Source organism: Sphingopyxis panaciterrae, from assembly GCF_011762125.1.
GTDB classification, from domain to species: Bacteria; Pseudomonadota; Alphaproteobacteria; order Sphingomonadales; family Sphingomonadaceae; genus Sphingopyxis; species Sphingopyxis panaciterrae.
The window spans coordinates 1321625-1346926 of the sequence record NZ_JAASQN010000001.1 but is presented as its reverse complement, the minus strand read 5'-3'; the positions used below and the strand labels follow the sequence as shown (position 1 = coordinate 1346926).

Annotated in this window: 26 protein-coding genes; 21 read left to right on the top strand and 5 right to left on the bottom strand. The window is 63.3% G+C overall.

All coding sequences use genetic code 11. The annotated features are described in order from the left end of the window. Window positions 1-64 precede the first annotated feature (64 nt). Genes ispH through rnhA form a run of 3 tightly spaced genes read left to right on the top strand, consistent with a single transcriptional unit; the run spans window position 65 to window position 2468 of the window. Window positions 65-1051: a 4-hydroxy-3-methylbut-2-enyl diphosphate reductase gene (ispH, locus tag FHR22_RS06195; protein ID WP_166939990.1), complete on the top strand. Its 987-nt coding sequence runs from the start codon at window positions 65-67 to the stop codon at window positions 1049-1051. Beyond that, the gene (thrB, locus tag FHR22_RS06190; protein WP_166939988.1) at window positions 1051-2013 is read left to right on the top strand and encodes a homoserine kinase; all 963 of its coding nucleotides are present in this window, start codon (window positions 1051-1053) and stop codon (window positions 2011-2013) included. Before ispH ends, thrB begins: the two co-directional genes overlap by 1 nt. After that, on the top strand, window positions 2010-2468 hold the full coding sequence (gene rnhA / locus FHR22_RS06185; RefSeq protein ID WP_166939986.1) for a ribonuclease HI: 459 nt from the start codon (window positions 2010-2012) through the stop codon (window positions 2466-2468). The genes thrB and rnhA overlap by 4 nt, the downstream gene beginning before the upstream one ends. A gap of 18 nt (window positions 2469-2486) precedes the next feature. Here the strand turns inward: rnhA and FHR22_RS06180 are convergent, their stop codons facing one another. Beyond that, window positions 2487-2663 carry a YegP family protein gene (locus FHR22_RS06180; protein WP_166939984.1) on the bottom strand — a complete coding sequence of 59 codons (177 nt, stop codon included), beginning with the start codon at window positions 2661-2663 and terminating at the stop codon, window positions 2487-2489. Between the two features lie 76 nt (window positions 2664-2739). Continuing rightward, complete coding sequence (locus FHR22_RS06175) at window positions 2740-3870, bottom strand: NAD(P)/FAD-dependent oxidoreductase (RefSeq protein ID WP_166939982.1); 1131 nt, start codon at window positions 3868-3870, stop codon at window positions 2740-2742. A gap of 96 nt (window positions 3871-3966) precedes the next feature. Between FHR22_RS06175 and FHR22_RS06170 the strand changes: the two genes are divergently transcribed. The 7 genes from FHR22_RS06170 to FHR22_RS06140 all read left to right on the top strand — a co-directional run bounded on the left by FHR22_RS06170 (window position 3967) and on the right by FHR22_RS06140 (window position 11125). After that, entirely contained in the window at window positions 3967-4455 is a 489-nt protein-coding gene (locus FHR22_RS06170) for an A24 family peptidase (protein WP_166939980.1), read from the top strand. Window positions 4456-4503: 48 nt separating this feature from the next. Beyond that, a complete protein-coding gene (gene cpaB, locus FHR22_RS06165) occupies window positions 4504-5541 on the top strand; it encodes a Flp pilus assembly protein CpaB (RefSeq protein ID WP_166939978.1) in 1038 nt (345 codons plus the stop codon). Window position 5542: 1 nt separating this feature from the next. Beyond that, window positions 5543-7087, top strand: a complete 1545-nt coding sequence (locus FHR22_RS06160) for a type II and III secretion system protein family protein (protein WP_166939976.1) — start codon at window positions 5543-5545, stop codon at window positions 7085-7087. A gap of 25 nt (window positions 7088-7112) precedes the next feature. Further along, window positions 7113-7757 carry a CpaD family pilus assembly protein gene (locus FHR22_RS06155; protein ID WP_166939974.1) on the top strand — a complete coding sequence of 215 codons (645 nt, stop codon included), beginning with the start codon at window positions 7113-7115 and terminating at the stop codon, window positions 7755-7757. Next, window positions 7754-9031, top strand: coding sequence for a pilus assembly protein CpaE (locus tag FHR22_RS06150; RefSeq protein ID WP_166939972.1), 1278 nt, complete (start codon window positions 7754-7756; stop codon window positions 9029-9031). Before FHR22_RS06155 ends, FHR22_RS06150 begins: the two co-directional genes overlap by 4 nt. A gap of 66 nt (window positions 9032-9097) precedes the next feature. Further along, window positions 9098-10066 (top strand): type II secretion system F family protein, encoded by a 969-nt coding sequence (locus tag FHR22_RS06145; protein ID WP_166939970.1) that lies wholly within the window; start codon window positions 9098-9100, stop codon window positions 10064-10066. Between the two features lie 12 nt (window positions 10067-10078). Beyond that, entirely contained in the window at window positions 10079-11125 is a 1047-nt protein-coding gene (locus FHR22_RS06140) for a type II secretion system F family protein (protein WP_166939968.1), read from the top strand. Window positions 11126-11399: 274 nt separating this feature from the next. On the opposite strand, the gene FHR22_RS06135 is transcribed toward FHR22_RS06140, so the two are convergent. After that, the gene (locus tag FHR22_RS06135) at window positions 11400-12401 is read right to left on the bottom strand and encodes a fumarylacetoacetate hydrolase family protein (protein ID WP_166939966.1); all 1002 of its coding nucleotides are present in this window, start codon (window positions 12399-12401) and stop codon (window positions 11400-11402) included. A 48-nt stretch (window positions 12402-12449) separates the two neighbouring features. Then, a complete protein-coding gene (locus tag FHR22_RS06130; RefSeq protein ID WP_166939964.1) occupies window positions 12450-12866 on the bottom strand; it encodes a hypothetical protein in 417 nt (138 codons plus the stop codon). 148 nt (window positions 12867-13014) lie between these two features. Here FHR22_RS06130 and FHR22_RS06125 point away from each other — a divergent pair, with 148 nt between their 5' ends. The 4 genes from FHR22_RS06125 (at window position 13015) to FHR22_RS06110 (ending at window position 15350) form a co-directional block, all read left to right on the top strand. Further along, on the top strand, window positions 13015-14247 hold the full coding sequence (locus FHR22_RS06125; RefSeq protein ID WP_166939962.1) for an ATP-binding protein: 1233 nt from the start codon (window positions 13015-13017) through the stop codon (window positions 14245-14247). A 189-nt stretch (window positions 14248-14436) separates the two neighbouring features. Beyond that, on the top strand, window positions 14437-14643 hold the full coding sequence (locus tag FHR22_RS06120; RefSeq protein ID WP_166939960.1) for a cold-shock protein: 207 nt from the start codon (window positions 14437-14439) through the stop codon (window positions 14641-14643). A gap of 4 nt (window positions 14644-14647) precedes the next feature. Beyond that, on the top strand, window positions 14648-14911 hold the full coding sequence (infA, locus tag FHR22_RS06115; protein ID WP_166939958.1) for a translation initiation factor IF-1: 264 nt from the start codon (window positions 14648-14650) through the stop codon (window positions 14909-14911). 226 nt (window positions 14912-15137) lie between these two features. After that, entirely contained in the window at window positions 15138-15350 is a 213-nt protein-coding gene (locus FHR22_RS06110; RefSeq protein WP_166939956.1) for a hypothetical protein, read from the top strand. A 125-nt stretch (window positions 15351-15475) separates the two neighbouring features. Here the strand turns inward: FHR22_RS06110 and aptA are convergent, their stop codons facing one another. After that, on the bottom strand, window positions 15476-16792 hold the full coding sequence (aptA, locus tag FHR22_RS06105; protein ID WP_166939954.1) for an omega-aminotransferase AptA: 1317 nt from the start codon (window positions 16790-16792) through the stop codon (window positions 15476-15478). Between the two features lie 353 nt (window positions 16793-17145). Here aptA and FHR22_RS06100 point away from each other — a divergent pair, with 353 nt between their 5' ends. The 7 genes from FHR22_RS06100 (at window position 17146) to FHR22_RS06070 (ending at window position 25266) form a co-directional block, all read left to right on the top strand. Further along, window positions 17146-18492 (top strand): glutamine synthetase family protein, encoded by a 1347-nt coding sequence (locus FHR22_RS06100; protein ID WP_166939952.1) that lies wholly within the window; start codon window positions 17146-17148, stop codon window positions 18490-18492. Between the two features lie 14 nt (window positions 18493-18506). After that, window positions 18507-19775 carry an NAD(P)/FAD-dependent oxidoreductase gene (locus FHR22_RS06095; RefSeq protein WP_166939950.1) on the top strand — a complete coding sequence of 423 codons (1269 nt, stop codon included), beginning with the start codon at window positions 18507-18509 and terminating at the stop codon, window positions 19773-19775. A 13-nt stretch (window positions 19776-19788) separates the two neighbouring features. Continuing rightward, window positions 19789-21180, top strand: coding sequence for a glutamine synthetase family protein (locus tag FHR22_RS06090; protein ID WP_166939948.1), 1392 nt, complete (start codon window positions 19789-19791; stop codon window positions 21178-21180). Window positions 21181-21252: 72 nt separating this feature from the next. After that, on the top strand, window positions 21253-22359 hold the full coding sequence (locus FHR22_RS06085) for an ABC transporter substrate-binding protein (protein ID WP_166939946.1): 1107 nt from the start codon (window positions 21253-21255) through the stop codon (window positions 22357-22359). Between the two features lie 23 nt (window positions 22360-22382). Further along, window positions 22383-23288: an ABC transporter permease subunit gene (locus FHR22_RS06080; protein WP_166939944.1), complete on the top strand. Its 906-nt coding sequence runs from the start codon at window positions 22383-22385 to the stop codon at window positions 23286-23288. Next, window positions 23288-24133, top strand: coding sequence for an ABC transporter permease (locus FHR22_RS06075; RefSeq protein WP_166939941.1), 846 nt, complete (start codon window positions 23288-23290; stop codon window positions 24131-24133). The genes FHR22_RS06080 and FHR22_RS06075 overlap by 1 nt, the downstream gene beginning before the upstream one ends. A 2-nt stretch (window positions 24134-24135) precedes the next feature. Continuing rightward, window positions 24136-25266, top strand: coding sequence for an ABC transporter ATP-binding protein (locus FHR22_RS06070; protein ID WP_166939939.1), 1131 nt, complete (start codon window positions 24136-24138; stop codon window positions 25264-25266). The last annotated feature ends 36 nt before the right edge of the window (window positions 25267-25302 follow it).

Genomic DNA, 25302 nt, shown 5'->3' with positions numbered 1-25302 from the left:
CGCGGCGCAACACGGACGAAGCCGCTTTACCGCATAGCGCTTGCTGCGCTAGAGCGCCGGCACGATGAACGCACCGCATGACATCGCGCCCGAAAGCGAAGGCGAAACGGCAGAACTCAAGGTTTTGATAGCCGCGCCGCGGGGTTTCTGCGCCGGCGTCGACCGCGCGATCCGTATCGTCGAGCTGGCGATCGAGCGCTTCGGCGCGCCCGTCTATGTCCGGCACGAAATCGTCCACAATCGCTATGTGGTGGAATCGCTCAAGGCCAAGGGCGCGATTTTCGTCGAATCGCTGGGCCAGGTTCCCGACGGTGTTCCGGTCGTTTTCAGCGCCCACGGCGTCCCCAAGGCGGTGCCAGCCAAAGCCGAACTGCGCGGGCTCGATTATATCGACGCGACCTGCCCGCTGGTGTCGAAGGTCCACCGCCAGGCCGAGCGCGCGAACGAAGCCGGCCGCCATATCATCTTCATCGGCCATGCCGGACATCCAGAGGTGATCGGGACGTTGGGCCAGCTTCCCGATGGCGCGATGACCTTGGTCGAATCGGTCGACGATGTCACCGCGCTTGCCCCCGCCGATCCCGACATGCTGTCCTTCCTGACCCAGACGACGCTGTCGGTCGATGACACGCGCGACATCGTCGCCGCGCTTCAACACCGTTTCCCGGCGATCAGCGGGCCACGCGGCGAAGACATCTGCTATGCCACGTCGAACCGCCAGCAGGCGGTGAAAGCGATTGCCGGTCGATGCGACCGGGTGATCGTGATCGGTGCCCCCAATAGTTCGAACAGCGTCAGGCTGGTCGAGGTCGCCGAGCGCATGGGCACCCCCGCGCATCTTGTCCAGCGCGGCGAAGACATCGACCCGGCATGGCTGCGGGACATCGGCACGCTTGGCGTTACCGCGGGCGCCAGCGCCCCCGAAGAACTCGTCCGCGAAGTGATCGATGCCATCGCGGCATATCGTAACATCAGCGAGGACATCGTTGTCACGGCCGAGGAAAATATGATCTTCAAACTGCCCCGCGGGCTCGAGCCGGCAACCAGCTGATGGCCGTCTATACCGAGGTCGATCCCGACGATCTGGCCGCACTCGTCGCCCGCTACGACATCGGCACCGTCCTGTCGTGCAAAGGGATCGCCGAAGGGGTCGAAAACAGCAATTTCCTGCTCGAAACGACCGGCGGGCGCTTCATTCTGACGCTCTATGAAAAGCGCGTGCAGGCCGGCGACCTTCCCTTTTTCGTCGACCTGCTGGGCCATCTCGCAAAGGAAGACTGCCCCGTCCCCGCGATGATCCGCGATCGCGAAGGTGAAGCGATCCAGCAGATTTCGGGACGCGCCGCCTGCATCATCCAGTTCCTGTCCGGCATATCGCTGACCCACCCGACGCCCGAACAGTGCGCGGCGGCCGGCGGCGCTCTGGGCGCAATGCACCGGAGTGCCGCGAATTTCGTCAGCACACGCGAAAACAGCATGGGGCACCGTCACTGGCGCGCCGTCGCCGACGCGACCGGCGATCTCGACGCCGTCATCCCGGGCCTGCAATCGGTCGTCGACGACGAACTTGCATGGCTCGACGCCAACTGGCCCGCCGACCTTCCGGCACATGTCATTCACGCCGACCTGTTTCCCGACAACGTCCTGATGCTGGGCAACCGCGTGACCGGCCTGATCGACTTCTATTTCGCTGCGACCGATTTCCGTGCCTATGACGTGGCGATCACCCATGCGTCATGGACCTTTTCGACCGACGGCACGTGCTGCGACCATGCTCGCGCCGCGGCGCTGATGCGCGGATATGTACGAGAAATTGCGCTGTCGGACGCCGAAATCGCGGCGCTGCCACTGCTCGCGCGCGGGGCATCGCTGCGCTTCTTGCTGACGCGGGCGCACGACTGGGTCCACACGCCGGCCGACGCGCTCGTCACGCGCAAGGACCCGGCACCCTTTCTGAACCGCCTGCGCTGCTATCAGGCCAAAGACGCCGCCAGCCTGTTTTCCGCCGCATGAGCGATGCGCCGACAAAGACGGTGATCGTCGCGACCGACGGCGCGTGCAAGGGCAATCCCGGCCCGGGCGGCTGGGGCGCGGTGCTCCGGTGGGGCGATGTCGTGAAAAAATTGTCGGGCGGCGAACCCGACACGACGAACAACCGCATGGAGCTGATGGCAGCGATCGAGGCGCTCGCGGCGTTGAAACGCCGTTGCCGCGTCGAACTGTCGACCGACAGCATCTATGTTCGCGACGGCATCACCAAATGGGTGTTCGGCTGGCAGAAGAACGGCTGGAAAACCGCCGCCAAAAAGCCCGTCGCCAACGCCGATCTGTGGCAGCGCCTGGTCGCCGAGGCGAAGCGGCACGATATCGAATGGCTGTGGGTCAAGGGCCACGCCGGCCACGGCGACAACGAAATCGCCGACCAGCTCGCGAGCGACGCCGCGCTGGCCGTCGCGCGGGCGCGCTGAACGCCCGCGCGGCGTGCCTCATTCGGCGTCGCGCACTTCGGCACCCGGGCCGTTCTTGAGGATCGATTCGATCGCATTCTTGGCCGACGCCTTGCTCGAATAGCCTTCGGTCCAGAAGATCGGTTCGCTGTTATATTTGAAATAGGCGACGTACTCGCCGGCCTTGTTCGTCTTGATCTCGAAATAATGGGCCATGAAACCTCCGGTGCAGGAGTCGCCGGAACAGGCGACCGGAACCGAATTTACGCCGCCGCCACGCGCGCGCAAGCCGTCACGCGAAACGCGTCGGCGCAAAGGACGCAGGGTCGATCGCGCCGATCGCTCCGTACGGCGCCGGTGCGCCCAGCTCTGCCGCGAGAAGCGCCGAGATCGCGGGGGCGGTCTGGATGCCCACCCCGCCCTGTCCGGCGCACCAGATGAAGGCCGGTTCGCGGCCGTCGGCGCCAAAGACGGGCATGCGATCGGGCGCAAAACTGCGCAGTCCCGCCCATTTGCGCTCGACCATCGCGATGGGCCAGTCGACCACCGATTGCAGCCGGTCGATGGCGAGTGCGACGTCTATTTCATCGGGCGCCGCATCGCATGCAGGCGACGGCGTTTCGTCGTGCGGGCTGAGCCAGATTCGCCCCTCGCTTTCGCCCTTGAAATAGAATTCGCTGCCGACATGGACGACGAGCGGCAGGTCGGCAGGCACCGGAACGCCGAGCCGTAGCTGGAGGACGGTCCGGCGGAGCGGCCGGATGCCCAGCGGCGTAACGCCGCATGCGGCGGCAACCTCGTCGGCCCAGGCACCGGCTGCATTGACGATCAGGGCGGCGCGGATCGTTCCCGCACCGGTTTGCACCTCCCAGCCGTCGCCGGCGCGCCGCGCTGCCGTGAGCGGTGCGCGCGTTACAACGGTCGCCCCCGCCCGCCTTGCCGCCCGCAAATAGGCGGCGTGCAACGCACCGACGTCGATATCGCGGCATGCCGGTTCATAGGCGGCTTCGGTCCACTCGGGGCGAAGGCCGGGAATTTTGCGGGCCACCTGGGCACCCGCGAGCCGGGTCACATCGACATCTTTCGCGGAAAATTCGGCGACAAACGCATCGACCGCCGAAGCCTCGTCATGCCGGCCTAGCGTCAGCGCGGTACGCGGCAAGAGGAAGCCGCGGTCCGAAAATTCAGGCGGCGGATTGTCGAGCACGGCGAATGATGCGGCGGAGAGCGGCTGCACCCCGGCCCCACCATAGCTTTCGTGCCAGAAAGCCGCCGAACGGCCCGTCGCGTGGCGCCCGGGCATATCCTCCGCTTCGATCATGACGACACCGCGATGGGGAGCGAGCGCCGCAGCCAGGCTGGCGCCGGCGATTCCGGCGCCGACGATCAGGACATCGGTGGATGAAGGCAGTGCGGCGATCATGGGCGCCCGCATATCCGCTGGCCAGCGGAATGCAAGCCGCGCGCTCCGCCCCGGATGGTTACGCTTTGGTAAGCCATCAAGACTATAGGAAAGCCGATGGAAAACGGCCCAGCCTCTCTTGCTTTGATGGCCGTTCTGGCCGCGCTCATGATCGTCGCCGCCATAAGCGATCTTCGCTCGCGCACGATTTCCAACGGGCTCAACGCCGCCATGGCGTTGCTCGCGATCCCCTTCTGGATGGCGATCGGACTGCCGATCTGGCCCGATGTGCCGATCCAGTTCGGCGCGGCCTTTGCGGTGTTCCTCCTCTTTGTCGGGCTCTTCGCGGTCGGCGCCATGGGCGGCGGCGACGTCAAGATGATCGGCGCCGTCATGCTGTGGGTGCCCCTTCCCCTCTTCATGCCCATGCTGACCATCATGGCGATCGGGGGGGGCATCCTGTCCGCGGCGATGCTTGTCCACATGAAGCTGCGCCCTTCCGAGGGGCCGGTCGAAGTGCCGTACGGCGTCGCGATCGCGGCCGCAGGCCTTTGGGCGCTTCACCAACAATATTTTAACCAGTTTCAGTCTATCGGTTCGACCTGAGGGTAAGCACCGCCGCGTCCGGTGGGTGTTAGGAGGCGAAAAATCGTCATGGATACGCGAAAGATAATGCTGATCGTCGGCGCGCTGGTCATTGCGATCTGTGCCGCGTTCGGGGTCAACCAGATGTTGCGCGGAACGCCGGCACCGGAAGCCCGGGCCGCCGCCGCGCCGGAAATCAACGGCCCGATGATCCTCGTCGCCACCCGGCAACTGCCGGTCGGGACGATCGTCGGCCCCGACAGCTTCCGCTTTCAGCCGTGGCCGAAGGAACTGGTCGAGAAGGCCTATTTCCTGAAGGACAAGACCGACGTGAACACGCTGGTCGGCACGGTGGTCCGTTATCCGATCACCGCCGGCCAGCCGGTCACGCAGGGCGCGCTCGTCCATCCCGACGATCGCGGCTTCCTGGCCGCGGCGCTTGGTCCGGGGATGCGCGCGGTTACCGTCAAGGTGTCGCAGGAACAGGGCGTCGCCGGCTTCGTGTTTCCGGGCGACCGCGTCGATGTGGTCCTGGCTCAGGAGATCAGGGTGAAGGAAGGCAGTTCCTATCCCGACGATCAACTTTTCACCGCCGAAACCATTGTCCGCAACGTTCGCGTGCTCGCCACCGACCAGCGCTACGATGCCGAAGACGAAACGGGCAAGACCCCGGTTCGCACCTTTGGCTCGGTGACGCTCGAAGCGACGCCCGAAATTGCCGAAAAAATTGCCGTCGCGCAGGATATGGGCAAATTGTCGCTCGCCCTGCGTCCGCTGGCCGAAAGCGCCGGCGACCTCGATGCCGCAATCGCATCGGGCGAAGTCAATGTTCCGGCAAAGGGCGGCACTGCCGCCGAAAAGAAGATGCTGGCCGAAGCCGCCGCTCGCCCGACCTCGGGTCGTGGATCGGCGACCACCGGCGGCGATGTTTCGCGCTTTTGGGTTCCTGTCAGCGGCCGCGTCCAGGCACCGCGGCAGCAGCCGCAATCCTATGGCGGCGGTACGCCGTCGGCGATGGGGCCTGCCGCACCGGCGGCACCCCGCGGCCCTGTCGTCCGCGTGACCCGCGGCGGCCAGGTCACCGAAATTCCGGTGGGGGGTAAGTAAGATGAACAGCAAAGCCACTTCAAAGGCGACGGCACTGGCGCGCACCATAGCCATCAGCCTGATCGCCGCCACACTGATCTCCGCTCCGGCCCAGCAAGCGTCGGCCCAGGCAGTCCAGAACGCCAACGGCAGCATCGACTTGTCGGTCGGCCGCGGCCGCCTTATCAGCCTCCCCGCCGCGATGACCGACGTGTTCGTCGCCGACGACAAGGTCGCCGACGTGCAGGTCCGCTCGAGCCGCCAGCTCTATGTCTTCGGCAAGGCGCCCGGCGAGACTAGCATCTATGCCACCGACGCCAACGGCCGCGTCGTCTATTCGACCGTCGCCCGCGTCGGCAACAACATCGAGACGATCGATCAGATGTTGTCGCTCGCGATGCCCGAAGCCTCGATTTCGGCGAACACGATGAACGGCCTCGTCCTGTTGACCGGCACCGTCCAGTCGCCCGACGACGGCGCCGAAGCCGAACGGCTGGTACAGGCTTTCGTCGGCGAACAGACAAAGGTGGTCTCGCGCCTGCGCACCGCGACGCCGCTGCAGGTCAATCTGCAAGTCCGCATCGCCGAGGTCAACCGGTCGCTGGTCAAGGAAATCAGCGGCAACCTGTTGACCCGCGACATGACGGGCGGCTTCCTGGGCGGTATATTCAACGGCCGTTCACCCGGCACGATCACCGATATCCAGGCGCCAACGGCCGTCTTTCCGGGTAGCCCGGTCCCGCGCCCTTATAATCCCGTGACCGGACAGCCAATCAACAGCACAATCCTGGGCACCCAATATCAGTTCACCAATCCGTCGGGTACGCGGAGCCTTGCCGGGGCCGGTCGCCTGTTCGGGCTCGACCTGATGGCGTCGCTCGATATGGGCGAACGTTCGGGCATGGTCGCGACGCTGGCCCAGCCGAACCTGACCGCGATTTCGGGCGAGACTGCCGACTTCCTCGCGGGCGGCGAATTCCCGATCCCGATCCCCGGCAACTTCGCCGGCACGACGATCGAATATCGCAAATATGGCGTCAGCCTCGCTTACACGCCGACAGTGCTGTCGAACGGCCGTATCAGCCTGCGTGTGCGGCCCGAAGTGTCGGAACTGTCGACCGAAGGCGCGATCGAAATGGAAGGCTTCCAGATCCCGGCGCTGACGATCCGCCGCGCGGAAACGACGGTCGAGCTCGGCTCGGGCGAAAGCTTCATGATCGCCGGTTTGATGAACAACCGCTCGATCGGCGCGATCGACAAGCTTCCGGGCCTCGGCGACGTGCCGGTGCTTGGGATGTTGTTCAAGTCCGACAGCTTCCGCCGCGGCGAGACCGAACTGGTGATCGTGGTGACGCCCTATCTGGTCAATCCGGTGTCGGCGAACGAGATCAAGCTGCCGACCGATGCTTTCCAGGCTCCGAACGACCTCTCGCGGTTGCTGCTCGGACAGGAAAACAATGGCGTAACCGGCGGCGACCGGCCGAAGCCACGCCTCGACACGACGGTGGGCGATGCCGACCGCCTGCGTGGCACCGACGAAGTGTCGCCCGGTTTCAGCATCAAGTGACGCGCTGGATTTCAGGAGCAAAGTGATGAACAAAATCGCAATTTGGACGGTCCTGGCGCTGGCCACTTCGCTCGCCGGCTGCGCCGGCAGCGCCACCAGCAACACCAGCCTTGAGTCGGTGCACCAGCCGGTCGTCCGCAACGCCATCTATCAGTTCGACGTCGCCGCCGCGAATGGCGACCTGCCGCCCAGCGAACAGGGCCGCCTCCAGGGCTGGCTCGACACGATGGGCGCGCGTTATGGCGATCGCATCGCGGTGGAAGATCCGTCGGCCTATGGTTCGACCAGTGCACAGGCGACGATCCGTTCGATGATCGAGCGACGCGGATTGCTGATGAGCAGCGACGTTCCCGTCACCACTGGCGCTGTGCCGCCAGGCTATCTGCGTGTCGTGATCACCCGCGCCTCGGCCAGCGTGGCGGGCTGCCCCGACTGGGCCAGCAAATATTCGATCAATTACAAAAATGCGACGTCATCGAATTATGGTTGCGCGATTAACAGCAATCTCGCGGCGATGGTCGCCGATCCGAACGATCTGATCAAGGGCACGAGCGAGGACCGGAACGACCCGGCCGCCGCGAGCCGGGCGATCAAGACCTATCGCGAAAAACCCCAGACAGGCGCCGGCGACCTGCGCGGCCAGTCGACGAATAGCGGAGGCGGCAAGTGAACGCTCCTTTCAAACCCGTGGGTCTGCGCGATCTCTTCAATGCCTTCGTCTGCGACGACGACACGCTCGAGCTCATCCGCGTCGCCGCCGGCGACATGGGCTGGCCGATCGAGAAGTGCAACAAGGGTGGCCTTCGTAATGCCGTCCAGTCGCTGTCGGTTTCGGCAAGCCCGAACATCCTGTTCGTGGACATGTCGGAATCGGGCGACCCGATCAACGATATCAACGCCCTCGCCGAAGTTTGCGAACCTGGAACGGTCGTGATCGCGGCCGGGCAGGTCAACGATGTCCGCCTCTACCGTGACCTTTTGTCCAGCGGAATTCAGGATTATCTTCTGAAACCGCTGTCGCTCGATCAGGTCCGCGAGTCGCTGACGATGGCACAGGCGATGCTCAGCGCACCGAAACATGCCGACATGCACGACGCCAAGCCGCATCACATGATGGCAGTCGTCGGAGTTCGCGGCGGGGCTGGCGCATCGCTCGTCGCGACGTCGCTCGCTTGGGCGATAAGCGCGCAGGCCGATCGCCAGACCGCGCTGCTCGACCTCGATGTCCATTTCGGTACCGGCGCCCTGACGCTCGACCTCGAACCGGGCCGCGGGCTGATCGACGCAATCGACAACCCCAGCCGCATCGACGGGCTGTTCATTGAACGCGCGATGGTGCGCGCATCGGACAAGCTCAGCCTGCTGTCGGCAGAAGCGCCTATCCACCAGCCGGTGATGACCGACGGTTCGGCCTTCTTCCAGCTCGAAGAGGAACTGCGCAACGCGTTCGAGATCACGATCATCGACATCCCGCGCCAAGTATTGATCCCCTTCCCGCATCTGGTGTCGGAAGTCGGAACGATCCTGCTGGTCAGCGATGTCACGCTCGCCTCGGCGCGCGACACCATTCGCCTGCTTTCCTGGTTCAAACAGAATGTCCCAGGTTCGCGCGTGATACTCGTCGCGAACAAGTTCCAGACCGCGATCGGCGAACTGTCGCGCAAGGAATTTGAATCGTCGATCGAACGTCCGATCGACGTCCTCATCCCGTTCGACCCCAAGCTGGTGAGCCAGTCGGCGAAGCTCGGCAAATCCTATGCCGAAATCTGCAAGGGCACGAAGGCGGCTCAAGTGTGGACGAACCTGATGCGGCTCGTGCTCGATGCGGCCGACGACGAAGCCGAGGAAGCGCCGGCAGCCGCCAAAAAGGCGAAATCGGGCGGCTCGCTGCTCGGCAAGCTCGGCGGCATTGGTGGAATGATGGCCAAGAAAGGCGCGAAATAGGGATTCGCGCTGACCGGCTCCGCCGGTCAGCCGCGCCCTCTTGACCGAAGCGGACAAATCCAGACCATGAACCTGTCAGTCATCCTCATCGTCGTCGCTGCCTTCCTGGCTTTTGCCGTGCTGGTGATCCTCCTAGGCGGGCCGTCGGTCGGCAAGGCCAAGTCACGGCGCCTGTCGATGGTCAAGGACCGGCACGCCGATACGACCGAAGCGGTCGTTGCAGCTCAGATGCGCAAGACCATTCAGGCAGGGGGACAGGGGGATGCCCGGATCTCCAGCCTGATGCCGCGCCGCGAGCAAATGGAATTGCGGCTGCGCCGGACGGGCAAGGGCTGGACCGTCAGCCAGTATATGTTCGGGTCGATGGCCGCGTTCATCATCGTGACCGGCGTTTTGCTTGTCTTTCGATCGCCCCCGCTGCTTGCAGGTCTGGTCGGCCTGATGGCGGGCATCGGCCTGCCCTATTGGGTCGTCGGACGACTCATCAAGAAACGTGTACTCAAGTTCACGGCGCGTTTCCCGGATGCGATCGACCTGCTTGTTCGCGGACTCAAATCGGGCTTGCCGGTGACCGAAACCTTCCAGATCGTAAGCCAGGAGCTTCCGGGCCCGGTCGGAGAGGAATTCAAGGGCGTGATCGAACGCATCCGTATCGGCAATACAATGGAAGCAGCGTTGCAGGAAACGGCGAACATGCTCGGAACCCCCGAGTTCCAGTTCTTCTGCATCACGATATCGATCCAGCGCGAGACGGGCGGCAACCTCGCCGAAACATTGGCGAATCTGTCCGACGTCTTGCGCAAACGCGCGCAGATGAAACTCAAGATCCGCGCCATGTCGTCGGAAGCAAAGGCATCGGCCTATATCGTCGGTTCTCTGCCCTTCTTCGTTTTCGGCATCGTGTGGATGATGAATCCCGAATATCTGCAGGGCTTCTTCTTCGAACAACGGCTGATTATTGCCGGGCTCGGCGGTCTGTTGTGGATGGGCATCGGTGTCTTCATCATGGCCAAAATGATTAATTTCGAGATCTGAGGGGCCCTATCGATGAACAGCAGCCTCCTCCTCACCGCCTTTACCGGTGCAGCGCGCGGCCCGACCTTGCTCGGCATCGACGTCATCTGGGCGTCGACCCTGCTGGCCGCCGTCGGCGTATTCGCCGTGATTGTCGCGGTTTATGGCGCACTGACCGTGCGCGATCCGATGGCAAAGCGCGTCAAAGCGCTGAATGATCGCCGCGAACAATTGAAGGCCGGCGTCACCGCATCGACGACCAAGCGCCGCGCAAGGCTGATTCGCAAGAACCAGACCGCCGACAAGATGCGCACCTTCCTCGGCAAGTTGCAGGTGCTGCAGGACGGGCAGATCAAGGACGTTCAGCAGAAACTGGCGCAGGCGGGTATCCGGTCTAAGGATCTTGCCGTTACGGTCATCTTTGGCCGTCTTGTCCTGCCGATCGTTTTCGGGGGCCTCGCGGCGTTCCTGATCTACGGTCTCGACATGTGGCCCGATATGACGCCGGTCAAGCGTTCGGTCTATGTGATGGGCGCCTTGCTGCTCGGCTATAAATCGCCCGACCTTTTCGTTCAGAACAAGCGCCAGAAGCGCACCGACGCGATCCGCAAGGGCCTGCCCGACGCGCTCGACCTGCTCGTCATTTGCGCAGAGGCCGGCCTCACCGTCGACGCTGCTTTCCAGCGCGTATCGAAAGAACTGGGCCGTGCCTATCCCGAACTGGGCGAGGAATTCGCGCTGACCTCGATCGAACTCGGCTTCCTTACCGAACGCCGGCAGGCGTTCGAAAACCTCGCCTATCGCGTCAATCTGGAATCGGTGCGGGGGGTGGTCACGACCATGATCCAGACCGAAAAATACGGCACTCCCCTTGCCAGCGCGCTGCGGGTCCTGTCGGCGGAATTCCGCAACGAGCGTATGATGCGCGCCGAAGAAAAGGCTGCGCGCCTGCCCGCCATCATGACGATCCCGCTGATCCTCTTCATCCTGCCGACATTGTTCGTCGTGATCCTGGGGCCCGCGGCCTGCTCGCTGAGCGACGCGATGTCGGGCGGAAGCTTCGGCGGCGGCGGTAATTAAAGCCAGCTCAAGAAAACCAACCGGAGGGGCGGGAGCAATCCCGCCCCTTTTTTGCGATTATGTCGATTGCAAACTCACGGGAAGAATGGCCGCTTTGGGGTAAATGCGGTCATCGCTTCATCCGCCTTCGTCATCCCGGACTTGATCCGGGATCCCCTGCGGCGCTGAAGTCGTGGCCCCCGGATCAAGTCCGGAGTGACGAACAATGCTATGTCACTTCCAGTCGGAAACCGACATTCCCTCACGAGGTGCGCAAGGAATATGACGCGCTTCGTCAGTCGACCTGCTGCTCGATCGCCCCGAAGATGCTGTGATGACGGTCGTCGTCCATCCAGATCCGGACCGTGTCGCCTCTTTTCATGAAAGGAGTGCGAGGTTCGCCCGCCACGATCGTCTCGACCGTCCGCACTTCGGCAAGGCAGCTGTAACCGAGCCCGCCGTCGGCGATCGATTTGCCCGGGCCACCGTCAGCGCCGCGGTTCGATACGGTACCCGATCCGATGATCGTTCCGGCACCGAGATTACGCGTCTTCGCCGCGTGCGCGATCAGTGCTCCGAAATCGAAAGTCATATCGACCCCCGCATCGGCTCGCCCGAGCGGTTCGCCGTTGAAGTCGACGCACAGCGTGCCGTGAAGCTTGCCGTCCTTCCACCGCTCGCCAAGCGCGTCGGGCGTCACGAACACGGGCGACATCGCGCTCGACGGCTTGGACTGGAAAAAGCCGAAGCCCTTGGCGAGTTCGGGCGGGATCAGTCCGCGCAGCGAAACGTCGTTGGTCAGACCAACCAGCAGGATATGCCGGCGCGCGGCGTCCGCATCGGTGCCGGCGGGAACGTCCCCGGTGACCACCACGACCTCGGCCTCCATGTCGCAGCCCCACGCCGGATCGCCGAGCGGAATCGGGTCGCGCGGTGCCAGGAACGCGTCGCTGCCGCCCTGGTACATCAGCGGGTCGTGCCAGAAGCTGTCGGGCATTTCGGCGCCCCGCGCCTGCCGCACCAGCGCGACATGGTTCACATAGGCACTGCCGTCCGCCCATTGATAGGCACGCGGCAACGGCGATGCCGCGTCACGTTCGTGAAACCGCTCTTTCGGTATCGCATCATGGTTGAGGTCTTCGGCGAGCGCCGCGAGCCGCGGGCCCGCATAAGCCCAATTGTCGAGCGCAAACTGCATGGTTGCGGCGATCTGGCCGGCATCGGTGTACCAGGCGAGATCGTCCGAGACGACGACCAGGCGTCCATCGCGGCCGGATTTGAGCGAAGCGAGTTTCACATTTATCCCTTTGTCTGGCGACGTATATCATCGCCCGGACGGGGATGATCAGCGCGGCATCTGGATCGATGCGAAACAGGTAAAGCCGCTCTGCCCCGCCTGCAAGCGCCGGATATACTGCAGATAGGCCTGCGACTGATTATATTGCGTTCCGGGCAGGGTCTGACCGCGGAAGGCGCGCTTCACTTCCTCACCGGTGAACGGCCGCGCCGACCCGGGAAAAGCACCCTTGGTTCCGGGCGGCACCAGATTGCCCTTGGGATCAATATATTTGCCGGCGGACGTCGGCGCGGGCACCGGAATCTGGCAGTTCATGACCGACACCGCGGTCTGGGCAAAGGCAGGACGGATCGTCAGCGCCGCCGACACGCCCACCGCACCAAGCGCAAGCATCTTGCGCCGCGAGGGGATCGTTTCATCACTGTCCGCCGCCATGTTTTCGGCCGGGATTTCGCTGTTTTCCATGGCGACCGCTTAAACCATAGAGCTGCTAAGGAAAAGCAAAGACCGAGCGGCCCTGCGGCGCATCCCGCTTTGGGACATTCGCCGCCCAAGCGTTAACGGCAGCAAACGGCCTTGCGTTGTCCGGCCGCTTCGTGCGAGGCGGGCAGCGATGTTCGATCGCCTGTCCAGCCTGATCATTGCCCTGACGCTGGTCGCCGTCGCGGCGATCTTCGCGGCGCTGGCAGGAGGGGATGCGCTGGTGATCGCGATCCTGACCGCCGCGGGGCTGGCCGGCGCGGCGATCGTCTACGGATCGGTGCCTGCAGTGCGGTCCGATCCCCAAGGCACCGCGGCACCGCCGGCCGAACCGCAGCCGGTCTCGCTGCTCCGCCACCCCGATTTTGCCCATTGGGTCGATCAGGAGCGCGAACCGCTGCTCGGGCTGGTCGACAATATCGTCGCCATCGCCAACGACGCCGCGATCCGCCTGCTCGGCCGTCATATCGTCGGCGCCGATATCCGCACCGCGATCCGCCATCCCGCGGCGACCGAATGGCTGTCGCGGATCGACGAGGACGCGGCGCTCGATACGATCAATCTCATCGACTTTCCGCGTCCCGGCCAGCGCTGGACGATGCGGATCGCCGCCCTGTCGGGCAACGACCGGATCGTCTTCCTGTCCGACCGGTCGGCGATCGACGCCGCCGACCGGATGCGGTCCGACTTCGTCGCCAACGCCAGCCACGAACTGCGCACCCCGCTCGCGGCGATCCTCGGCTATGTCGAAACGCTGCAGGACATGAATGGCGACGCCGATGGCCCGACCCGCGACCGCTTCCTGTCGATCATCTACCGCGAAGCAGGGCGCATGCAGCAGCTTGTCATCGACCTGCTTTCGATCTCGCGCGTCGAGGCCGACCGGTTTCGCCGGCCGACGATGCCCGTCGACCTCACCCTCATCGTGAAGACGACGATCGCGCAGCTTCGCGACAGTGAACAGGCGCGGGCCGCGGATATCGCCGCGAAGCTGGGCGACGAGGCGCAACCGATGCTGGGCGACGAGGCGCAATTGGGCCAGCTCGCGCACAATATCATCTCCAATGCGATGAAATACGGCCGCGCAGACACCCCGGTGACGGTCGAGTTGGCGCGCGAAGGACGGCGTGTCCGCCTGTCGGTCAGCGACGAAGGCGACGGCATCGCGCCCGACCACCTGCCACGCCTGACCGAACGTTTCTACCGCGTCGACGAGGCGCGCAGCCGGTCGGTCGGCGGCACCGGGCTCGGCCTTGCCATCGTCAAGCATATCAGCGAGCGCCATCAAGGGCAGCTCGATATTCATAGCGAGGTCGGCCGCGGAACGCGCGTTTCGGTAGCCTTTCCGCTGCTCCCCGAAAGTTGATCCAGCCTGGTCATGGTGCGATTTCGGCCCGCGTCCTTGACTTTTTCACAAAAGAGGCCCATCTTCCATTCGCTATCGTCGCCTGCGACGGATTTTTTTGCCTGATTGGCGGACACTTCCTTCCCCACGCTACTTGGCGCCGTCGGCATGAGCCGACGGTAACTCCGATTCCGTGAAAGGAACGACCTCATGCCCATCGGCACCGTAAAATTCTTCAACACCGAAAAAGGCTATGGCTTCATCGCCAACGAGGATGGTTCGGGCGACAGCTTCGTCCACATCACCGCTGTCGAACGCGCCGGGATGGCGACGCTGAACAAGGATCAGCGCGTTTCCTATGAGCTGGAAACCGACAATCGCGGCAAGACCGCGGCCGTCAACCTCCAGCCGGCCTGATCCTTTGGCCAAAGAGGAACTATTAACCCTCGACGGCCAGATCGATGAAATTCTTCCCGACGGGCGCTTCGGCGTCCTGCTCGAGAATGATCATCGTATCATCGCTTACACGGCTGGCCGGATGCGGCGTTTCCGCATCCGGTCGGTCGTGGGCGACTCCGTTCGCGTCGAAATGACGCCTTATGATCTGACCAAGGGTCGGATCGTCTATCGCGATCGTGGTGCCGGCCCAGCCGGAAGCGGTCCGCGCAAAGGCGCTCGGCGCTGATTTCCGATATAATTCAAGATAATACAGTTTCAGGATATTATGATTTTCAATTTGAATGCGTTTTCTTCTCCCCTTCGCCGGCATGCCCTCGCAGGCACCCAGGCACCCAAAGCGGTTCGGCGATCGCCGACGCTGTCGCGGCGCGAACTGCGCCGCTTGATCGCCGAAATGGTCGACTGACACCGCCTGCCGAACCGATCTATTTGCCCTCGAAAGGAGCGCCGCCATGTCCGCCACCAGCGATTTCTATCTGGCACAGGCCGAAAAATGCGAAACCGAAGCGACCGAAAGCGCGCTGACGCAGGTTCGCGACCGCAATTTGCGCGCCGCGCAGGCCTGGCGGACGATGGCCGAAAGGCTGGTCCAGACCGAAGCGACGCGCGCGCGGCAGGTCGAAGCCGCCGCCGCCAAGGCCCAGGCCGTCGCCGACGCGGCCTGATTTCCAGCGCCGCCGGCCTCAGCCGCTGGCCATGATCATCTTTGGATGAGGCCCATCTCCTTCGTCATCCCGGCGAAGGCCGGGATGACGATGCAAGCGAAATGATCCTGCTTTAGAACAGCGCGTCAATCAATCGCGGCGAGCAACCCGGCGATCTTCCCGAACATCTCGTCGATCTGATTTTTCTCGACGATCAGCGGCGGCGACAAGGCGATGATGTCGCCCGTTGCGCGGACAAGCAGTCCATTGTCGAAACAGGCCTGAAACAGCTCGTTCGCACGCGCCGTCGGTGCGCCGGGACGCGGTTCGAGTTCGATGCCCGCAACCAGTCCCACCGTACGGATGTCGATGACATGGCGGCTGCCTTTCAGGCTGTGCGCCGCATCTTCCCAATAGCCGCCAACTTCGCTCGCCCGGTCGAGCAGGCCGTCGCGCGCATAAAGGTCGAGCGTCGCGAGGCCAGCCGCGCTCGCGAGTGGATGGCCTGAATAGGTGTAGCCGTGGAACAGTTCGATCCCGCCCGGGACACTGTCGATCACGGCGTCGTGCAATTCGCGCTTCACCGCGACCGCGCCCATCGGCACCGCCGCATTGGTGAGTCCCTTTGCCATCGTGATGATATCGGGCGTCACGCCCCACGCATCCGACGCGGTCGCCCCGCCGACGCGGCCGAAGGCGGTGATCACCTCATCGAAAATCAAGATGATGCCGTGCCGGTCGCAAATCTCGCGCAGGCGCTGGAGATAGCCGACCGGCGGCAGCAGCACGCCGGTCGAGCCCGCCATCGGTTCGACGATCACCGCGGCGATCGTATCGGCGCCGTGCAGGTCGACCATGCGCTGCAGGTCGTCGGCGAGTTCGGCGCCATGCTGCGGGAACCCGCGCGTGAAGGCGTTACGGTCGAGTTCATGCGTGTGGCGCAAATGATCGACGCCGGGCAACCCGCCGCCGAAAGCGCGGCGATTGTTGACGAGCCCGCCGACGCTGATTCCGCCAAAGCCCGTGCCATGATAGCCGCGCTCGCGCCCGATCAGCCGAGTGCGCGTCCCCTGCCCCTTGGCGCGCTGGATATTGAGCGCAATTTTCAGCGCCGTATCAACTGATTCCGATCCGCTGTTGGTGAAGAATATCCGGTCGAGGCCGTCGGGCATCAAGGCGGCAAGACGCTGCGCCAGTTCGAACGGCAACGGATGCCCGAGCTGAAAAGTCGGCGCAAAATCCAGCGTAGCCGCCGCCTTGGCGATCGCTTCGGTGATCTCGGGACGGCAATGTCCCGCATTGCTGCACCATAGCCCCGCCGTGCCGTCGAGAATCTGGCGCCCGTCGCTGCTCTGGTAATACATGCCGTTCGCCGAGACGATCTGGCGCGGGTTCGCCTTATAGGCGCGGTTGGCGGTAAAGGGCATCCAAAAGGATGCCAGAACGTCATTATCACCCTGCATCGCGGCTTTCTCCCGTGGCTTGCGGATCGGTGGTGACATAATTGGGCTGGGACGTCCGAATTAGCTCTCACGTCACCCCGGACTTGATCCGGGGTCCCGCTCAGCGACGCCCGAAAATGCGGAACCCCGGATCAAGTCCGGGGTGACGAAGAAACAAAATCACGCCCCGCTTTTCGAACTACGTCAACACCGCGGAGGCCGCTACCTGACAAATGCCTGTGGCGCTGGCAATGGAGAAATGCTGGCTCTGGCCATAAGAAATGGCCGAATCACGTCCCTCTGGCGCTTTACCCGACTTCGCGATAGGCTGCCCTCGAACAAACGGGCGGTTCGCTCCGCCTAATCGGGGGCTCATGTCAGTCAATCTGGAACAGTGGATCAGCGAACATAAGATCGACGAAGTCGAATGCATCGTCCCCGACATCAATGGCGTCCAGCGCGGCAAGGTGCTGCCCGCCAAAAAATTCCTGTCGTCGGTGAAAGACAAATCGCTGCGCATTCCGGGCAGCGTCTTCATCTGCACGATCGACGGCCATTATCCCGAAGATATCGACGATATCTGGGACAAGGACCCCGACAAGATCATGATCGCCGACCCGGGCACGATCTGCGTCGCACCAGGCTTCACTTCGCCGACCGCCTTCGTCATCGCCGACGTCCTCAACCGCGACGGCAGCGAGGTCGACATCGCGCCGCGCACGATCCTGAAAAAGGTGCTCGCGCTCTATGAGGACAAGGGCTGGCGGCCGATCATCGCGCCCGAAGTCGAATTCTACCTCGTCTCGCAAAATGCCGACCCCGATTTCCCGCTGACCCCGCCGACCGGCCAGTCGGGACGCAGCGAGACGGCGAGCCAGCCCTATGGGCTGGAAGCGATGAACGAATATGAAGATATCATCGATCATATCTACGACGATTGCGAGACGATCGGGCTGGATATCGATACGATGATCCATGAGATGGGCGCCGCGCAGCTCGAGGTGAACTTCATCCACGGCGACCCGCTGCGCCTCGCCGACGAGGTATTCCTGTTCAAGCGCGTGGTGCGCGGCGTTGCCAAGCAACACAATGTCTACGCAACCTTCATGGCGAACCCGATGGCGGGCCAGCCGGGCAGCGCGATGCATATCCACCAGTCGGTGGTCGATGCCGATACAGGCAAGAACCTGTTCGCAACCGCCAACGGGCGCGATAGCGCGATGTTCCGCAGCTATATCGCCGGCCTCATCCGCTTCATGCCGCAAATCTCGCCGATGTGGGCACCCAATGTGAACAGCTTCCGCCGCATGCGCCCCGACAGCGCGGCGCCGATCAACGTCCAGTGGGGCGAGGATAACCGTTCGTGCGGCTTTCGCGTGCCGATCGCCGACAGGAACAATCGCCGCGTCGAAAACCGCCTTCCCGGCGCCGACAGCAACCCCTATCTGGCGATCGCAGCGTCATTGGTGTGTGGTTATATCGGCATGGTCGACCGCATGGTGCCGCCGAAGCCGATCACCGGCAGCGCCTATAACCGCGCCCGCACCCTGCCGCGCACGCTCGAAGCGGCGCTCGACCGCTTCGCCTCGTGCAAAAAGGTGCGCAACCTGCTCGGCGACGATTTCTTCGAAATCTTCTTCGCGGTGAAGGATTATGAGCTGTTCAATTACCAGTCGGTGGTATCGAGTTGGGAGCGCGAACATCTGTTGATGCGGGTCTGACGCGCGACCCGGCCATGACCGACCCGTTGAACCACAGCTATTATGCGGCGACCGCGCAAACATGGCGGTCGCGCACGTTTGAAGGCGATTTGGAATGCGACGTTGCCGTGATCGGCGGCGGCTTCACCGGCCTCTCCGCCGCGCTCGCCTGTGCGGAACGCGGCTTTTCGGTGATCCTGGTCGAAGCCGAGCATATCGGCTTTGGCGCGTCGGGGCGTAACGGTGGGCAGTTGATCCCCGGCCTCCGTTGGTCGGCGCTCGATCTCGAAATCGAATTCGGACGCGAGCGTGCCGATGCGCTGTTTGACCTCTGCTGGCGCGAAAATCGCGTCCACGCGCGCATCGCAAGGCATGGCATCGATTGCGACCTGAAATCGGGGCATCTGGAGGCGGCATGGACGTCGGCCGATTTCGACACGATGCGGCGCGATGCGGACTATCTGGGCATCCGCTTCGGCTATGATTGCCAGGTTATCGCACAGGATGACATGGGCGATCATATCGCCAGCGCTCTTTATCACGGCGGGATCCATGACCGGCACGGCGGACATTTTCATCCTCTAAATTATGCCATTGGACTGGCCCGGGCGGCCGAAGACGCCGGGGTTCGCATCTGGGAAGGCGAACGGGTAAACCGGATCGTCGAATTCGCCGACGGGTCGAGCGAGTTGTTCACGAACCGGGCAATCATAAGCGCCGATTATGTCGTCGACGCCACCGACGCCTGGACCGGCGAAGTCGAACCCGATCTCGGCCGATACACCGTCCCGATCATGAACTATAATATCGCCACCGCCCCGCTCCCGAACGCCGACGAACTGCTGCCGACCGACGCCGCAGTCGCCGACAGTCGCTTCGTGCTCAACTATTTCCGCCTGTCCGCCGACAAGCGCCTGATTTTCGGCGGCGGCGAACGCTATTCGCAGACGCCGCCGCGCGATATCGCGGTGTTCGTGCGGCCGTTCATGGCGCAGGTCTTCCCGCAGATCGCCGACGCCAGGATCGATTATGGCTGGGGCGGCGCCGTCGCGGTGACCATGAACCGGCTGCCGCATATCGGGCGGCGCGGGAATATCTTCTACGCACACGGCTTTTCGGGCCATGGCGCGCTCGTGACGACATTGGCGGGCGAGCTGGTGGCCGAGGCGCTGGCGGGAACGGCCGAGCGCTTCGACATACTCGCGGACCTCCCGTCGCGGCCTTTCCCCGGCGGCAAATGGCTGCGGCGGCCGCTCGCCACGCTGGGGCTGCTCTGGTATGCGCTGCGCGATCGGTTGGGGTGAAGGAGCGAATTGAATGTCGAAGTCATCGGGCGTGATCGCTCCCCGGTCGGAAGCCGAAGCCTTTTTCAAGGCCCATCCCGATGTCGATTCGATCGAGATGATCTATACCGACCTCGGCGGCGTGCCGCGCGGCAAGCGGCTGCGCCGGCACGAGGTGCTGGCGGTGTACGACAGCGGCCGCATGATGCCTGGATCGATCACCGTCGTCGACATCACCGGGCAGGACACGATCGAAACCGGGCTGGTCTGGGAGGACGGCGACGCCGACCGGTCGATGAAGCCGATCCCCGGCACGCTCGTCCGCACCCCGTGGGGCGGCGAGCATGCCGCGCAGTTCCTGGTCGATTTCTACGAGCTCGACGGCACCCCGCACGACCTCGATCCGCGCCACGTCCTTGGCCGCGTCGTCGACCGCTTTGCCGCCGACGGAATGACCCCGGTGCTCGCGGTCGAGCTCGAATTCTACCTCGTCGATCCGCGCCGCGCGCGCGACGGCGCCATTCGCCCTGCCCGCCCCGGCTACAGCCGTGACACGCCGCGCAACGTCGAAGTCTACGGCTTGCGCGAAATGGACGATTTCCGTCCCTTCTTCGACGCGCTTTATGCCGCGACCGACGTGCAGGACATCCCGCTCGAAAGCGCGATCTCCGAATTTGCCCCCGGCCAGTTCGAACTGACCCTGCGCCACAAGCCCGATGCCCTGCGCGCCTGCGACGATGCGATCATGTACAAGCGCCTTGTCAAGGCGATCGCGCAGGCGCAGGGGCTGGAGGCGACCTTCATGGCCAAGCCGTTCGCCGAACAGGCGGGCAGCGGCATGCATATCCATGTGTCGATGAACGACGATGCAGGGGTCAATATCTTCGCCAGCGACGATCCCGAAGGCACGCCCGCGCTGCGCCACGCGATCGGCGGGATGATCGGCAGCGTCGGCGATGCCTTCGCGCTCTTCGCCCCGCACGCCAACAGCTATCGCCGGTTCAAGGCGAACAGCTATGCCCCCGTCGCGCCGACCTGGGGCGTCAACAACCGCACTGTGTCGTTCCGCATCCCTGCCGGCCCGCCGCCGAGCCGCCATGTCGAACATCGCGCCTGCGGTGCCGACGCGAACCCCTATCTGGCGGTCGCCGCGGTGCTCGCGGGGATGCATCACGGGATGGCGAACCAAACCGATCCCGGCACAGCGGTCGTCGGCAACGGCTATGACCGCGACGCGTCTGGCGATGACAAGCCGCCGTCGAACTGGATCGCCGCGGTCGACCGCTTCCATGGGTCGCAATTGATGCGCGACTATCTCGGAACGCGCTTCGTCGACATGTTCAGCATCGTAAAGCGCGTCGAACAAGACCGTTATTTCAGCGTCGTACCAACGCTCGACTATGACTGGTATTTGCGCAACGCCTGAGGGAGGCAAAAAACTTCTTCCCAAGCCGCGTTTATTGAGTCAGCTTGACCGCCACATACAGGGAGGCTCGTCATGGATCTCAACGAACTGCTCAACCGAACCCGGGGCCGTCGCTCACTGCTGCAGGCCTTGGGCGTGGCGGCAGTCGGGATCAGCTTCGGCGGCATGGCCGCGTGCAGCAAGGGTGAAGGCAAGAAGCTCGCGAATGGCGAGGAAGCCAAGCTCAACTTCTACAATTGGGACACCTATATCGGCGAGACGACGCTCGACGATTTCAAGGGCGCAAGCGGCGTCGATGTCACGATGGACCTGTTCGACAGCAACGACACGCTGTTCGCGAAGTTCAAGGCGGGCAATCCCGGTTATGACGTCATCGTACCCTCGAACGACTTCGTCGAACGCATGGCGCGCGCCGACATGCTCCAGCCGCTCGACCATGCACAAATCCCGAATATCAAGAATATCGATCCGGCCTTCATGACCGTCGATTATGATCCGGGCCGCAAATTTTCGATGCCCTATACCTGGCTCGTACTCGGCATCGGCTATCGCAAGTCAAAGGTGAAGGCGAAGCCCGACAGCTGGAAAATATTGTTCGACAGCCCCGAATATAAGGATCGCATCGCCTGGCTGTCCGAAGCCGGCGACATGTTCCGCCTCTACGGCAAATATCTCGGCAAGTCGGTCAACGCGCTGACGCCCGCGGATATTGCAACGATCTCGGCGCTGATGATCAAGCAAAAGCCCAATGTGAAGAAATTCCATGAGGATGACGGGCAGGACCTGTTGCTCAAAGGCGACTGCGACGTCGTGCTCGAATATAATGGCGACATCGCGCAGGCGATGACCGAAGACGATGATCTCGACTTCATCGTGCCCAAGGAAGGCAGCCAGTTCAACTCGGACACGCTGTGCATCCCCAAGGGCGCGCCGCATCCGAAGAATGCCCATGCATTCATCAACTATATGCTCGACGCCGAAGTCGACAAGAAGATCACCGAAACGATCCTCTTCCCGACGCCGAATGCGGCGGCAAAGGCGCTGATGCCCGAAAGCTACCGGAGCAATCCGGTGATCTTCCCGCCCGCCGACGTGCTCGCCAAATGCGAATATGCGAAGTTCAACGAAAAATTGCAGCCACTCTACGAGGAAGCCTTCACCAAGGTGCGGGCGTCGTAAGGGTCTGAAGGGGGCATCGGGGGGTGGCCGAGCAGGACTGGAAAGCCAATAAACGGGTCTTCGCGGCAGTCTCGCTGCCCACTTTGCTGTGGACGATCCTGTTCTTCGTCGTCCCGATGGCGATCGTCTGGGTTTATAGTTTCGGCGAAAATGCGGGACTCAACGAAATCCGCTTCTCGGGCACGCTCGACAATTACAAACGCGCGACCGAATTTCTGTACCTCAGCATCTTTGGCAAGAGCTTCGCGGTCGCAGCACTCGTCACGCTGATCTGCCTGATCGTCGGCTTTCCGGTCGCGATGGCGATCACCTTCGCCAGCGAAAAATGGCGGCCGTGGCTGCTGCTCGGCATCATGTTGCCGTTCTGGACCAACCTGCTCGTCCGCACTTATGCGCTGATGATCCTGCTGGGGCAGCAAGGCTATGCGAACCAGGGGCTCGGCGCGCTGTGGGGCGGCGCGAGCTGGGTCAAGACGCTCGTCGGGCTCGAACCACTGCCGACGTGGGAACCGGTGCAACTGCTCTTCAACAATTTCGCCGTCGTCTTCGGGCTCGTCTATGTCCACCTGCCCTTCATGGTGCTACCGCTCTACGCCGCGCTTGACCGGCTCGACCGGAGCCTGATCGAGGCGAGCCTCGACCTTGGCGCCGGGCATTTCCGCACGATCATGCGCATCGTCGTCCCGCTTGCGGCGCCGGGCATCGTCGCCGGGGTGATGATCACGCTGATCCCCGCATTGGGCGCCTATCTGACCCCCGACCTGATGGGCGGCACCGACAGCCAGATGATCGCCAATGTCATCGAGCGGCAGTTCAAGAAGGCGAACGACTGGCCGTTCGGCGCCGCGCTGTCCTTCCTGCTCATCTACGCGATGTTTATCCTGATCGCGCTGCAGTCGATGCGCCGCAAAGTGCCGGAGGTCCGCTGATGGCACTATTCCGACGCACCCCGATCGCGCCGCTCGAATATAGCCGCACACTGTGGATGCGGCTGTGGGTCGGCGCGGTGATGCTGTTCCTCTACGCGCCGCTGATCGTGCTGATGATCTTCAGCTTCAACGACAGCAAGCGTAACGTCGTGTGGCGTGGTTTCACGATGAAATATTACGACAAGGCGCTGAACAACGACGCGCTGATCGAGGCGCTGGTCAATTCGCTGACGATCGCGGCGCTCGCGACGATCTTCAGTCTCATTCTCGGCGCCATCGCCGCGGTGTTGCTGTGGCGCTTTCGCTTTCCCTTCAAGGCCGCGGTCGACGGAACGATCTCGCTGCCGATCATCGTCCCCGAAATCTGTATGGGTGTCGCTTTCCTGATGTTCTTCGCCAAGGGTTTGAACTGGCCCACCGACCTGATCTGGCCGCTGAACCTCGGCGCGATCACGATCGCCCACATCACCTTCTGCTTCCCCTTCGTCACGATGGTCGTGCGCTCGCGCCTCGCCAGCTTCAACCGCGAGCAGGAGGAGGCGGCGAAGGATCTTGGCGCGGGCGAATGGCAGATGTTCCGCGACGTGCTGATTCCGCACATGAAGCCGGCGCTCGTCGCGGGCGCGCTGCTGTCCTTCACCCTCAGCCTCGACGATTTCGTCATCACCTATTTCACCAGCGGCCCCGACACGATTACCTTCCCGGTGAAAGTCTATTCGATGCTCCGCTTTTCGGTAACGCCCGAGGTCAACGCGGCATCGACCATCCTCATCATCCTGACCATTGCCCTGACCGCCATCGCGCTGAAGCTTCAGGGCGTGAAGACCATTGCGGAAACCCACTGACCATGACCGAACCAGCCCAGCCGATCATCCAGATCCAGAACGTCTCCAAACGCTTCGGCAAGGTGACCGCGGTCGACAATGTCAGTCTCGACATTCTCGCTGGCGAATTCTTCGTGCTGCTCGGCCCATCGGGCTGCGGCAAGACGACGCTGCTCCGCATGATCGCGGGGTTCGAACTGCCGTCCGAGGGCCGCGTGCTCATTGACGGGCAGGATATGGCGGGCATCCCGCCGAACAAGCGGCCGGTGAATATGGTGTTCCAGAGCTATGCCGTCTTCCCGCACATGAGTGTCGCCGATAATGTCGCCTATGGCCTGAAGATCGCCGGCGTGAAGGGCGGCGAAGCGCGCGACCGCGTCGCCGAGGCGCTCGATCTGGTGAAGCTCGGCGGCTTCGAAAGCCGGATGCCCGACCAGATGTCGGGCGGACAAAGGCAACGCGTCGCACTCGCGCGCAGTCTGGTGATGCGCCCCAAGGTCCTGCTGCTCGACGAACCGCTGTCGGCGCTCGACGCCAAGCTGCGCGCGCAGATGCAGTTCGAACTTTCCGAATTGCAGGAAAAGGTCGGCATCACCTTCGTCACCGTCACCCACGACCAGGATGAGGCGCTGTCGATGGCGTGCCGCATCGCGGTGATCAACAAGGGCGACGTGTCGCAGCTCGCGGCCCCGTCCGACCTCTATGAATATCCCGCCAACCGCTTCGTCGCCGATTTCGTAGGATCGGTGAACATTTTCGAAGGCAAACTGACCCTCGACGAGCCCGACAAGGCGGCGGTCGATTGCCCCGGCCTTGGCAAGGTCTACCTCAACCACGGCGTCACCGGCCCGCACGGTGCCGACGTCTGGGTCGCGCTGCGCCCCGAGAAAATCTACCTCCACGTCCCGGGCGAGGGAAAAGCCGTCAAGGCGGCGGCGCAGGATGCCCCCGACGGCTATAATTTCGCGCGTGGCAAGATCAAAGGGATGAGCTACCTCGGCGACATTACCCTGTTCGAGATCGAGTTGGAAACCGGCGCACGAATCCGCGTCTCGCGCCCCAATCTGTCGCGCCACGATCAGGAGGATTTCACCTGGGACGACAAGGTCAGCATGCATTGGCGGGCAGATAGTCCAGTGGTGCTGCTCGGCTGAATTAGACCTTCAAACCATCGTCACCCTCGAACGAGA